The following is a 12,030-nucleotide window of genomic DNA, read 5'->3' on the forward strand; positions in this document are numbered from 1 at the left end:
GCCGTCACCGACCCAGCGCCTTGCGCTGAAGCAGCGTCAGCTCGGTGCAGCCGAGCTCGGCGAGGTCGAGCAGGTGGCCGAGCTCGCGGCGGTCGAAGGGCGCTCCCTCGGCGGTGCCCTGCACCTCGACGAAGCGTCCGTCGCCGGTGCACACCACGTTCATGTCCGTCTCGGCGCGCACGTCCTCCTCGTAGCAGAGGTCGAGCAGCGGCCGGCCGTCGATGATGCCGACCGACACGGCGCACACCGAACCGGTCAGCACCTCCTTGCCGGCCTTGACCGCGCCCTTCTCCTTGAGCCAGGTCACCGCGTCCTCGAGCGCTACGTACGCGCCGGTGATCGCGGCGGTGCGGGTGCCGCCGTCGGCCTGGAGCACGTCGCAGTCGAGCACGATGGTGTTCTCGCCGAGGGCCTTGTAGTCCACCACCGCGCGCACCGCCCGGCCGATCAGCCGGGAGATCTCGTGCGTGCGCCCGCCGATCCGGCCCTTGACCGACTCGCGGTCGGAGCGGTCGTGGGTGGCGCGCGGCAGCATCGCGTACTCGGCGGTGACCCAGCCGAGGCCGGAACCCTTGCGCCAGCGCGGAACGCCCTCGGTGACCGAGGCGGCGCACAGCACCCGGGTGCGGCCGAACTCGACGAGCACGGATCCCTCCGCGTGGTCGAGCCAGTTGCGGGTGATGGTCACGGGGCGCAGCTGGTCGGGGACGCGTCCGTCGTGGCGGGGGGCGCCGGAGGCGGTGGCCGTGGTCTGGTCGGCGGCTGAAGTCATACCTCGAGCGTAACGGCCCGCCGGACGTCGGCGAGCTCCGGCCCGAGGAAACGCCGCCCGATCTCGCGGAAGCGCTCCGGGTCGCCGGTGGTGCGGAACTCGTGCACCGGCGCGGCCAGCGTCTCGTCGCGCATCAGGCCGAGCTCGGCCAGTTCGCGGTAGACGTCCTTGGCCGTCTCCTCGGCGCTGGAGATCAGCGTCACGTCCGCGCCCATGACGTACGAGATGATGCCGGTGAGCAGCGGATAGTGGGTGCAGCCGAGGATCAGGGTGTCCACGCTCTCGGCCGCGATCGGGTCGAGGTACTCGTGCGCGACCTTGATCAGCTCGTCGCCGCCGGTGACGCCGTCCTCGACGAACTCGACGAAGCGCGGGCAGGCCTGGGTGAAGAGCTTGACGTTGGGCACCGCGGCCGTGGCGTCCTCGTAGGAGCGCGAGGTCTTGGTGGCCAGGGTGGAGATGACGCCGATCCGCCCGTTGCGGGTGGCCGCGACGGCGCGCCGGGCGGCCGGGTGGATGACCTCGACGACGGGCACGGCGTAGCGCTCCCGGGCGTCGCGCAGCATCGCGGAGCTGGCCGAGTTGCACGCGATGACCAGCATCTTCACGCCGTGCTCGACGAGCTGATCGAGACACTCGAGGGAGTATTTGCGCACCTCGGCGATGGGCCGCGGGCCGTAGGGGGCCCGGGCCGTGTCGCCGAGGTAGAACACGGGCTCGTGTGGCAACTGGTCCAGCAAGGCCCGGGCCACGGTCAGTCCCCCGTAGCCGCTGTCGAAGATCCCGATCGGTGCGTCTGACACTCGCCCACCATAAGGCACCGAGGCGCTTAGCTGATCGTATGACGCAGTATCAGGCCCAGAGTTGACCGGAAAGGCGGTCTTCCGCTTCGTTCAGAGTCCCCTCGTAGGCGCCGGTGGACAGATACTTCCAACCGCCGTCCGCCACCACGAACGCGATGTCCGCGCGCTCGCCGGCCTTGTGCGCCTTGGCCGCGATGCCGAGCGCCGCGTGCAGCGCGCAGCCGGTGGAGATTCCGGCGAAGATGCCCTCGGTGGCTAGCAGCTCGCGGGTGCGGCGCAGCGCGTCGGCGGAGGCGACGGAGTAGCGGGTGGTCAGGACCGACTCGTCGTAGATCTCCGGCACGAAGCCCTCGTCGAGGTTGCGCAGGCCGTAGATGAGGTCGTCGTAACGCGGCTCGGCGGCGACGATCTCGATGCCCGGGACCTTCTCGCGCAGGTAGCGCCCGACTCCCATCAGGGTGCCGGTGGTGCCGAGCCCGGCCACGAAGTGGGTGATGCTCGGCAGGTCCTCGAGCAGCTCCGGCCCGGTCCCGGCGTAGTGCGCCAGCGCGTTGGACGGGTTGCCGTACTGGTAGAGCAGCACCCAGTCCGGGTTCTCGGCGGACAGCCGCTTGGCCACCCGCACCGCCTCGTTGGAGCCGCCGGAGGCCTGGGACGGGATGATCTCGGCGCCCCACATCCGCAGCAGCTGCCGGCGCTCCTCGGAGGTGTTCTCCGGCATCACGCAGATCAGCCGGTAGCCCTTGAGCTTGGCCGCCATGGCCAGCGCGATGCCGGTGTTCCCGCTGGTGGGCTCCAGGATGGTGCAGCCCGGAGTGAGCCGGCCGGAACGCTCGGCCTCCTCGATCATGGCGAGCGCTGGGCGGTCCTTGATCGAACCGGTCGGGTTGCGGTCCTCCAGCTTCGCCCAGACCCGCACCTCGGCGGACGGGGAGAGCCGGGGCAGGCCGACGAGCGGGGTGTGCCCTAGCGAGTCGAGCAGCGAGTCGTAGCGCATGGCTGCCTTCAGCGCATACCGCCGGCGACCGCCGGCAGCACGGTGACCTTGTCGCCGTCGGCGAGGGTCGTGTCGAGGCCGCTGATGAAGCGCACGTCCTCGTCGTTGAGGTAGACGTTGACGAAGCGGCGCAGCTTGCCTTCGTCGAGCAGGCGGTCACCGAGGCCCGGGTGGCGCGAGTCGAGGTCGGTGATGAGTTCCTTGAGCGTGCTGCCTGCGCCTTCGACGCTCTTGGCGCCGTCGGTGTAGCTGCGCAGAATGGTCGGAATGGAGACCTGGACGGCCATAGCGGGGCTCCTGATCGTGTGGGGGTCGGCTTGCTGCGGGCGCGGCCGTGGCGGGCCGGCGTGCCTGCGGGGGCACGCGGACGCGGAGCGGCGCGGCTAGGCGGCGGCGCTACACAGCGCGCTGGCGAGGCGGCCCAGATCGACGTGGCGACGCGACACGAGCAGCACGCTCTTGCCCTGGGCGGTCGTCATCACATCGGGGGAACGCATAGAGCCAGTCTACCGATTCCCGTCTGAGCGCTCCCAGCCGCAACCACGGGTTGGACGCCTGTTCGGGCGGCGGGACGGGCCCGGTCGCGGCCCTAGTTCGCCCAGGGCGCCGGACCGCCGCCGGAGCAGTGCATCAGGGCCAGGTAGACGGTGACGAGGGTGAGCCATCTCGTCATCGGGTTGCGCGGCACCAGGGCCAGCACGACCCAGGAGACGGCGGCGTACCAGGGCAGGCCCCAGGGCGCGACGATCACCCAGGCGAAGCTGAGCGCGAACGGCACCGTGACCATGGCGGACTGGTTCGGGCCGAACTGCTTGTAGATCAGGTAGGCCACCGCGATCATCATCAGCGGCCAGATCGCCGAGATCAGGTCGCTCGAGACGGTCCGGCCCAGCGAGTCCGCGCCGAACAGGTCGAACAGGCCTTCGACCACGATCTGGAACAGCCGCCAGGGCGAGGGGGTGGCCACCAGCCCGGAGGCGGCCGAGAGCTGTTTGAGCGCGTGCCAGCCGTAGAAGGCGTAGAGCACGGTGACGGTGCCCAGGCCGCCGAGGGCCAGCCGGGCCAGGTTCCACCACTCGCGCCGCACCAGCAGCATCCAGCCGACCGCGATGCCGGCGAAAGCGGCGTTGATCTTGAAGCAGCAGCCGGCCCCGATGGCCACCCCGACCCACAGGTAGCGCCAGCCGCTGCCGCGGCCGCGGGCGATCTGGATGCCGACGACGGTGGCCGCGGCCACGTACGTGTCCAGGTGGCCGCCCGCCACCAGCTGCTGGATCAGCACCGGGTTGGCCACCCACATCAGGCTGGCCCGGACCGGGTCGTCCGCGGTGCGCATGAGGAACAGGCCGACGCCGAGGAAGACGATCCCGTTCATGATCATCAGCGCGGAGACCGCGGCGGCCGGGTTGCCCGCCCCGCCGAAGTGCGCGGCCAGCTGCTGGACCCAGGTGGCCAGCGGGCCGTAGACCGAGGGCGTGTTCTGCCACATCGGCCCGACCACGAGCGTGTAGTTGTCGCCGAGCCCCAGCTGGGTCGGCCCGTTGCCGTACGGGTCGATGCCGATGCTGGCCATCCGGCCGTACGCGGCGTAGCTGGTGGTGTCCGAGGAGCCGACCGGGCTGATGTTCACCATGATCGCGACGATCACGCAGGCGGCGAAGAACAGGTGCCACGGATTGGGCTTCCAGCCGCGGCTGTTGGCCCACAGCAGCCCGGCCAGGCCGAGGCACTGCAGGATGATCGCCAGGAAGGTCAGGCTGATCGAGGCCCAGTCCGGCAGCCGGCCGAGGTGGTCCGAGAGCGGCAGCACGACGGCGACGTAGGACTGGCTGATCGGGACGCGCGGGAGCGTGTTGTAGTTCGGCGAGAAGATTCCCACCAGCATCACCAGCGCGATGCCGGTGAGCGAGACGGCCACCGCCACCCGCGGGGTGGCCAGGGTGGAGTCGGCGAGCCGGTAGACGAACTCGAACAGGTCGCCGAGCCACCGGCCGGGACCGGAGGCGCGCCGGGGCGGCCGCCGGCCGGCCGGCGCGGCCTCGCGGGCGCCGTCGGGCGCGGCCGCGGCCGCGGCGCGTGGCCTGCTTATCGTCGGTTCGCTCACTGCGCTTCGAACGCCCTCGTCCCGTGTCGGTCCCGGTGCCCGTCCAGGCATTGCGCCGATCGGGTCCGTGGGTGATGCTAGTGCCATTTCAACGGCCGTGTGTCGGTTGGGCCACGGCGGCCGGGCGGGCGAGCCCGGCCTCGTCCTCGGCGGGCACGGCCGGGTCGGCCGGGCCGGAGTTCCACAGCGCGCGCAGGGCGAGCACGCAGGCCAGCACGAGGACCGCGTTGCGCAGCGCGACGAGCATGGTCCCCCAGAACTGACCGCCCATGACCTCGCCGAACAGCAGCGGGAACTCGAACTGGGTGATCAGCACGCAGCACAGCACGAGCTGCGCGGGCCGGGCGAGCAGGGTGGCGCGGCGGGCCGGGGCGTTCTCCGTGAACACCAGCGCGACCAGGCCGAGCAGCCAGATCAGGTACTGCGGGCTGAGCACGCGGCTGGTGACCACGAGCACGAGGACGACCGTGAGCGCGACGTCGTACATCAGGGCCGGGGTCCAGGCGCGCGGCTTGAACCGCAGCAGCCGCCACCACAGCACTATGCCGAGGCCGAGCACGGTGAGCAGCTCGGCGAAGGAGGCGACCGCGCCCACGCCGGGGCCGGAGATCTGGAAGGACCCGTACTGGTGCACGACCTTGACCGGGTAGCCGAACCAGTGGGCGATCATGAACGGGGTGGCCAGCACGGACTCGACCTCTATCCCCCGGCTGGACTGGCCGCCGAGGAACGAGAGGGCGCCGCTCATGGAGAACGAGAGCCCGGCGGTGACCGCGAAGGCCGTGCCCACGGCCCAGATCACCGCGCGCCGGCCGTACTCCTTGGGCGGCAGGCCCAGGATCAGCCCGGCGGGCCAGGCCTTGACCATCGCGCCGAGGCCGAGCAGCGCGCCGCGCACTGAACAGCGGACCTTGGCCGAGCGGGCCGGGGCGAGCAGGCCGCCCACGGCGAGCGCGGTGACGATCACGTCGTAGCGCATCAGCAGCAGCGGGCCTATCGCGAACCCGCCGAAGATCCACGCCCACACCCCGCCGAGGTGCGCCGGCACACCGTCGCTGGCGGCGTTGCGGTCGGCGTGCGCGACCAGCAGGGCGAACACCGCCAGGTCGGCGACCAGCGCGAACAGGAAGAACGCGAGGATGTAGCTCAGGCCGAGGTGGGTGAGCCACTGCGGGATCAGGAAGACCAGCGCGGCCGCGGGCGGGTACTGCCACTGGGTGTCGTGCACCGGGTAGGTGCCGGTCTGCATGAGCTCGGCCCAGCCGCGGTAGAGCGCGACGTCGCCGATCTCGGAGCCGTGCGAGAACCAGGGCAGCACGGTCGTCGCCCAGAGCACCAGGAGCAGCCGGGTCCCGCTCCACCACAGGAGCGGGCGCCGGTAGGCGGGCTGGGCGAGGCGGCGCATGGTCAGGCCACCGGTCCCGCGCCGGACGCCGCGTCGGCGCCGCCGTCCGCGTCCGCGCCCTCGGGCAGCACCGCGATCTCCTCCTCGGAGACCACGCCGTCGAGCACCCGGAACGAGCGGAACTGGAACTCGCCGAGGCCGTCGGCGTCCCGGGTGGAGACCAGGACGTAGTGCGCGTTCGGCTCGGAGGCGTAGGAGATGTCGGTGCGCGAGGGGTAGGCCTCGGTGGCGGTGTGCGAGTGGTAGATGATCACCGGCTCTTCGTCCCGGTCGTCCATCTCCCGCCACACCCGCAGCTGCTCGCCGGAGTCGAAGCGGTAGAAGGTCGGGGAGCGCTCGGCGTTGGCCATGGGGACGAACCGGGCGGGCCGGTCCGAGCCGATGGGGCCGGCCACGACGCCGCAGGCCTCGTCGGGGTGGTCGGCGCGGGCGTGGTCGATGATGGCGTCGCGGATCGCCTGTCCTATGGTCAGCACAGGGTTCAGGGTAACGGCACCGGCCCGCGCCGAAGCCGAGAGCCTAGCGGGGCAGCGCCTCGAGCAGGCTCTCCTGCAGGTAGCCGAGGTAGTAGTAGGCCGGCACCAGGATCTGCATCGGGTCCTCCGGGGGCAGGTCGGAGCCGGGCTCCTGGCCGTCGTCGCTCAGCCCGAACCGGGCGCCGAGCACCAGGCGCAGGTCGTTGAGCGCGCCGAGCCAGCACAGCGCCTGCTGCTCGGTCAGCTCGAACTTGCCGCCCTGGCCGGTGCCGAGGGTCTCGAGCGCGCTGCGGACCCGGTCCCGCTTGGCCGTGCGCAGGTCGCCCTCGGTGTAGCGGCGGAACTCGGCGGAGGCCTGCTCGTCCTCGGGGTAGGCGTTGGGGAAGAGCCGGGCCAGCGCGGGGTCGGCCGGGATCTCGGCGCCGGGCTGCTCGACCCCGAGGTCGTCGAGGCCGAGTTCGACCGCGAGCGGGTCGGTGGAGGTCGGCGCGGCCGGCGGCTCGTCCGGGCCGAGCAGCTCGATCATCTCGCCGAACAGCTGCACCAGCAGCTGCGCCACCGGCGGCTGCAGGTCGCCCTCGATCGTGCGGTCGGGACCGGCGCGGAAGGTGTAGGTCACGTGGCTGGCTCTCAGGTCTGCTGGCGGGTGCGGGCGGCGGGCTCCCCCGGGGCCCGGGGCTCAGTCGTGCTGGAGGGTGGCCCACAGGCCGTAGCCGTGCATGGCCGAGACGTCGCGCTCCATCTCCTCGCGGCTGCCGGTGGAGACGGAGGCCTTGCCGCGCTGGTGCACGTCCATCATCAGCTTCTCGGCCTTGCTCCGGGGGTAGCCGAAGTACGTCTGGAAGACGTAGGTGACGTAGCTCATCAGGTTCACCGGGTCGTTCCACACCACGGTGGTCCACGGCCGGTCGGCGGCCTCGAGCGGGTCCGGTTCGGCGACCTCGGGTTGTTCGACTTCGGCGGGTGCGGCGCTCACGGTCCTATCCTCGCACTCTTTGGCCGTCTCCCGCTTGGTCGGCGGCGGCGCGCCGGGAGCGGCGCCGGACGCCTGCGCATGCCGAATCCGGCGGGATGTGCTAGCCTTATCGTCATGGTGACGATAAGTACTCCGGCACTGCTCACGGACCACTATGAGCTGACCATGCTCCAGGGTGCCCTGCGCAGCGGCGCGGCACACCGCCGTTCGGTGTTCGAGGTCTTCACGCGCAGGCTGCCGGAGGGTCGGCGGTACGGCGTCACGGCGGGGACGGGGCGGGTGCTCGACGCGGTCGAGGCCTTCCGGTTCACCCCGGAGCAGCTCGCCTTCCTCGAGCGCGCCGGCGTGGTGGACCGGCCCACGCTGGACTGGCTCGAGACCTACCGGTTCCGCGGCTCGATCAGCGGCTACCGCGAGGGCGAGTGCTACTTCCCGGGCTCCCCGATCATGACGGTGTCCGGCACCTTCGCCGAGTGCGTCGTGCTCGAGACGCTGATCCTCTCGGTCCTCAACCACGACTCGGCGATCGCGGCCGCGGCCTCCCGGATGGTCGCCGCGGCGGCCGGCCGGCCGTGCATCGAGATGGGCTCGCGGCGCACGCACGAGGAAGCCGCGGTGGCCAGCGCCCGCGCGGCGTACCTCGCCGGGTTCGCCTCGACCTCCAACCTGGAGGCCGGCTTCCGCTACGGCGTGCCGACGGTCGGCACCGCCGCGCACGCGTTCACCCTCGTGCACGACAGCGAGCGCGAGACCTTCCAGACCCAGGTCGCGACCCTCGGCAAGGGCACCACCCTGCTGGTGGACACCTACGACGTGGCCGAGGCGGTGCGGATCGCGGTGGAGGTGGCCGGCCCGGACCTCGGCGCGGTGCGGCTCGACTCCGGCGACCTGCTGTGGATGGCGCACCGCGTGCGCCGCCAGCTCGACGAGCTCGGCGCGGTGGACACGAAGATCGTGGTGACCAGCGACCTCGACGAGTACGCGATCGCGGCCCTGGCCGCGGCGCCGGTGGACGCGTACGGTGTGGGCACCCAGCTGGTGACCGGCAGCGGCGCGCCGACCTCGTCCATGGTCTACAAGCTGGTCGCCCGGGCCCGCACGGCCGAGCCGGACGCCCCGCTGGAGGCGGTGGCCAAGCGCTCGGCCGGCAAGCCCAGCCTGGGCGGACGCAAGCACCCGTACCGGCGGATCGAGGAGGACGGCGTGGCCACCGAGGAGGTCGTCGCGCTGCGGCCGGACCCCGCGCTCGGCCGGCCGCTGTCCTTCCCGCTGATCGTCGACGGCGAGATCGTCGAGCGCACCGACCTGGCCGAGAGCCGCCGGCTGCACCAGGAGAGCGTGGCGCAGCTGCCGGTCTCGGCGACCCAGTTGTCCCGTGGGGACGCGGTGATCCCCACTGTCTACAAGGTGGATTGACTCATGGCCAAGGCACTGATCGTGGTGGACGTCCAGAAGGACTTCTGCGAGGGCGGGTCCCTTCCGGTGACCGGCGGCAACGCCGTCGCCGAGAAGGTGCGCGAGTACGTGCGGGCGGGCTCGGGCGGGGCGGACCTCGTCGTGGCCACCCGGGACTACCACGTGGATCCCGGCGCGCACTTCGGCGAATGGCCGGTGCACTGCAGGGTCGGCACGGAGGGCGCCGAGTTCCACCCGGCCGTGGCCGGGTTGCCGTTCGACGCGGAGTTCCGCAAGGGCGAGCGGGCCGCGGCCTACTCGGGCTTCGAAGGCGTGGACGCGGCCGGGAGCGGCCTCGGGCTGGCCGAGTGGCTGCGCGGACGCGGGGTGACCGAGGTGGACGTGTGCGGGCTGGCCACCGACTTCTGCGTCGCGGCGACGGCGAAGGACGCGCGCACGGCCGGGTTCGGCACACGGGTGCTGCTGGAGCTGAGCGCGTCGGTGGACCCTGACTTCGTCTACGTCGCGCAGGAGTAGCGCGCTGCCAGGGGGCCGGCCGGGACTGTCAGGCCTTTACCGTCGCGGTGGAGGTGACCCGCTCGTGCAGGCCCTGCCGGTAGGGCCGGCCCCACAGCACGCCGCCGAGCGCGACGAGGTCGATCACAGGCAGCACGGCCAGGATCCAGAAGATCAGGGCCCTGCGTATGCCGGTGCCGCCGCCGCGGATCGGATGCGCGTCGGTCAGTCGCACCACCCGGATCCCGGCCAGCCGCTTGCCCGCGGTCTGCCCGCCCCGGCCCAGCCGGTAGCCCTCGTACATGACGGCGACCAGCACCAGGGCCACGGCGGCGCCGGCCCACAGCGCGATGCCGACGGCGTCCATGCCGAGGGTGGTGTAGGTCGTGGTGGCCTGCGCGTCGAGGTTGAGCACGTACTGGTGGTCGTGGCGGTGCGCGACCAGCAGCAGCGAGACGGTGATCGGCGCGGAGAAGACGGTGGCGATGCCGAGGTCGATGATGCGGGCGAGGAACCGGGAGCCGGGCGTGGCCAGCTCCAGCACGGTGACCTCGCCCGCGTCCTCCGCGTCCTCGGAGGACGCGGAGGGCGAGCCGGGCAATCCGGCGAAGGGGTTGGCCGCGCTGCTGTAGACCGGGAAGGTGCCGGTCTGCCGGGCCGCGAACGCGGACGGGACTACCATGCCGGCCACCGTGGCGGGCCGCTGCGACTCGACCTCCTCGGCGGGCGCCTGATAAGGGGCCTGCGGAGCGGACGGGTACTGCTGCGGGATCTGCGGCCGCGGCGCCGGCGCGGGGGCCGGCTGCTGCTGGAACTGCTGCGGGATCTGGGCGCCCGCCTGCTGTCCGTACCCGTACGGCTGCTGCGGGGCCGGCTGCTGGGGCGCGTACTGCTGCTGGAACTGCTCCGGGACGGCCTGGGCGATCTGCTGCTGAGCGACCGGCTGCTGGACGACAGGCTGCTGTTGAACCTGCTGCCCGCCGACTGATGCAGACCCCTGTGACGCATCGAGCGCCGGCTCCGGTCGCCAGGCACCGCCCGCCGAGGATGCGCCGCTGCCGGCGGAGGACGTGCCGCCGGCGCCGGAGGAGCCGCCCGAGCTGCTCGCCCGGGCGTCCCCGCCCGGCTCGTCGGGCGCGGGCCGGCTGGTGCCGGCCACCCAGGCGTTACCGTCCCAATAACGGATATACCCCGGAATCGACGGATCCGAGTAGTAACCAGCAGACGGATTCTCGCTCATGACGCCCCCTCGCTAGCGCTCGGAAGGCGCCTTCGCGGACGCACTGCACCCGTTGACGCGCTCGCAAGCTCGCACATGACGCCCTCCCCCGACAGCGGCCGATCCTTCGAAGAACACTGCTGGGAGGTTAGCCGAAATCAGAGATTCCCGCGACGCTCCTGCTCCCGCTCGATCGCCTCGAACAGGGCCTTGAAGTTGCCCTTGCCGAAACCGAGCGAGCCGTGCCGCTCGATGAGTTCGAAGAAGACGGTGGGACGGTCCTGCACCGGCTTGGTGAAAATCTGCAGCAGATAGCCGTCCTCGTCCCGGTCGACCAGGATCTTGCGCGCCTGCAGCTCCTCCACCGGCACCCGCACCGACCCGATCCGGGAGCGCAGCTCGGCGTCCTGGTAGTAGGAGTCGGGAGTGTCGAGGAACTCGACGCCGGCCGCGCGCATCTCGTCGACGGTGCGGACGATGTCGTTGGTGGCCAGCGCGATGTGCTGCACGCCGGGGCCGCCGTAGAACTCCAGGTACTCGTCGATCTGGGACTTGCGCTTGCTCTCGGCCGGCTCGTTCAGCGGGAACTTGACCTTGCGGCTGCCGTCCGCGACCACCTTCGACATCAGCGCCGAGTAGTCGGTGGCGATGTCGTCGCCGACGAATTCGGCCATGTTGGTGAAGCCCATGACGCGCCGGTAGAACTCGACCCATTCGTCCATCCGGCCCAGTTCCACGTTGCCCACACAGTGGTCCACGGCCTGGAAGTAGCGCTTGGCCGGCGGCTGCACGAGCGGGGCGTGCTCCACGTAGCCGGGGGCGTAGACGCCGCGGTAGCGGGAGCGGTCGACCAGGCTGTGCCGGGTCTCGCCGTAGGTGGCGATGGCGGCGCGCACCAATGTGCCGTGCTCGTCGGTCAGCTCGTGCGGCTCCTCCAGGCCACGGGCACCGTGCTCGACCGCGTAGCGGTAGGCCGCGTGCACGTCCGGGACCTCGATGGCCAGGTCGGTCACCCCGTCGCCGTGCCGGGCGATGTGCTCGCCGAGTTCGGTGCCGGCCTTGACCGGGCCGTCGATCACGAACCGGGCCGAGCCCGAGGTCAGCACGTAGGAGGCGCGGTCCGGGCTGCCGGTCTCCGGGCCGGAGTAGGCCACCAGGCGCATGCCGAAGCCGGCGGCGTAGAAGTGGGCCGTCTGTTTGGCGTTGCCCACGGCGAACACGATCGCGTCCATCCCCCTGACCGGGAACGGATCGGCCTGGCGGGCGGCCTGGGATGCGGTGTCGGCGAGCAGGTCGGTCATGGCGGCCTCCGCGGCGTCGAAGAAGCTGGGGTTCCGGGATCTCCGGTAGGGCCGATCCTGCATCCG

The 12,030-nt window shown here is 71.7% G+C and carries 14 protein-coding genes; 2 read left to right on the top strand and 12 right to left on the bottom strand.

All coding sequences use genetic code 11. The features are described 5' to 3' along the window. Nucleotides 1–4 precede the first annotated feature (4 nt). The 10 genes from rph to clpS form a co-directional block, all read right to left on the bottom strand. Nucleotides 5–772 (bottom strand): ribonuclease PH, encoded by a 768-nt coding sequence (gene rph, locus ACTRO_RS23085; protein WP_051451244.1) that lies wholly within the window; start codon nt 770–772, stop codon nt 5–7. Next, complete coding sequence (gene murI / locus ACTRO_RS23090) at nt 769–1,575, bottom strand: glutamate racemase (RefSeq protein WP_034266235.1); 807 nt, start codon at nt 1,573–1,575, stop codon at nt 769–771. The genes rph and murI overlap by 4 nt, the downstream gene beginning before the upstream one ends. Nucleotides 1,576–1,624: 49 nt before the next feature. Then, the gene (locus ACTRO_RS23095) at nt 1,625–2,572 is read right to left on the bottom strand and encodes a PLP-dependent cysteine synthase family protein (protein WP_034266239.1); all 948 of its coding nucleotides are present in this window, start codon (nt 2,570–2,572) and stop codon (nt 1,625–1,627) included. An 8-nt stretch (nt 2,573–2,580) separates the two neighbouring features. Continuing rightward, nucleotides 2,581–2,859, bottom strand: a complete 279-nt coding sequence (locus ACTRO_RS23100) for a MoaD/ThiS family protein (protein ID WP_034266243.1) — start codon at nt 2,857–2,859, stop codon at nt 2,581–2,583. Nucleotides 2,860–2,955: 96 nt separating this feature from the next. Then, nucleotides 2,956–3,069 carry a putative leader peptide gene (locus ACTRO_RS51075; RefSeq protein ID WP_342673733.1) on the bottom strand — a complete coding sequence of 38 codons (114 nt, stop codon included), beginning with the start codon at nt 3,067–3,069 and terminating at the stop codon, nt 2,956–2,958. Between the two features lie 92 nt (nt 3,070–3,161). Continuing rightward, a complete protein-coding gene (locus ACTRO_RS23105; RefSeq protein WP_034266247.1) occupies nt 3,162–4,676 on the bottom strand; it encodes an MptA/MptB family glycosyltransferase in 1,515 nt (504 codons plus the stop codon). An 88-nt stretch (nt 4,677–4,764) separates the two neighbouring features. Further along, complete coding sequence (locus tag ACTRO_RS23110; RefSeq protein ID WP_051451245.1) at nt 4,765–6,081, bottom strand: glycosyltransferase family 87 protein; 1,317 nt, start codon at nt 6,079–6,081, stop codon at nt 4,765–4,767. A gap of 2 nt (nt 6,082–6,083) precedes the next feature. Next, nucleotides 6,084–6,557: a M67 family metallopeptidase gene (locus ACTRO_RS23115; protein ID WP_051451246.1), complete on the bottom strand. Its 474-nt coding sequence runs from the start codon at nt 6,555–6,557 to the stop codon at nt 6,084–6,086. 43 nt (nt 6,558–6,600) lie between these two features. Next, entirely contained in the window at nt 6,601–7,176 is a 576-nt protein-coding gene (locus ACTRO_RS23120) for a DUF2017 domain-containing protein (protein WP_034266250.1), read from the bottom strand. Nucleotides 7,177–7,236: 60 nt separating this feature from the next. Then, entirely contained in the window at nt 7,237–7,533 is a 297-nt protein-coding gene (gene clpS, locus ACTRO_RS49825) for an ATP-dependent Clp protease adapter ClpS (protein ID WP_034266253.1), read from the bottom strand. Nucleotides 7,534–7,611: 78 nt separating this feature from the next. On the opposite strand from clpS, the gene ACTRO_RS23130 reads away from it, so the two are divergent. Next, complete coding sequence (locus tag ACTRO_RS23130; protein WP_425394863.1) at nt 7,612–8,949, top strand: nicotinate phosphoribosyltransferase; 1,338 nt, start codon at nt 7,612–7,614, stop codon at nt 8,947–8,949. A gap of 3 nt (nt 8,950–8,952) precedes the next feature. Then, nucleotides 8,953–9,465 carry an isochorismatase family protein gene (locus ACTRO_RS23135; RefSeq protein WP_034266257.1) on the top strand — a complete coding sequence of 171 codons (513 nt, stop codon included), beginning with the start codon at nt 8,953–8,955 and terminating at the stop codon, nt 9,463–9,465. A gap of 28 nt (nt 9,466–9,493) precedes the next feature. Here the strand turns inward: ACTRO_RS23135 and ACTRO_RS23140 are convergent, their stop codons facing one another. Further along, entirely contained in the window at nt 9,494–10,684 is a 1,191-nt protein-coding gene (locus ACTRO_RS23140; RefSeq protein ID WP_084316478.1) for an RDD family protein, read from the bottom strand. A gap of 137 nt (nt 10,685–10,821) precedes the next feature. After that, the gene (hppD, locus tag ACTRO_RS23145; RefSeq protein WP_034276266.1) at nt 10,822–11,964 is read right to left on the bottom strand and encodes a 4-hydroxyphenylpyruvate dioxygenase; all 1,143 of its coding nucleotides are present in this window, start codon (nt 11,962–11,964) and stop codon (nt 10,822–10,824) included. Between the last annotated feature and the right edge of the window lie 66 nt (nt 11,965–12,030).

This window comes from Actinospica robiniae DSM 44927 (assembly GCF_000504285.1).
Taxonomy (GTDB): Bacteria; Actinomycetota; Actinomycetes; order Streptomycetales; family Catenulisporaceae; genus Actinospica; species Actinospica robiniae.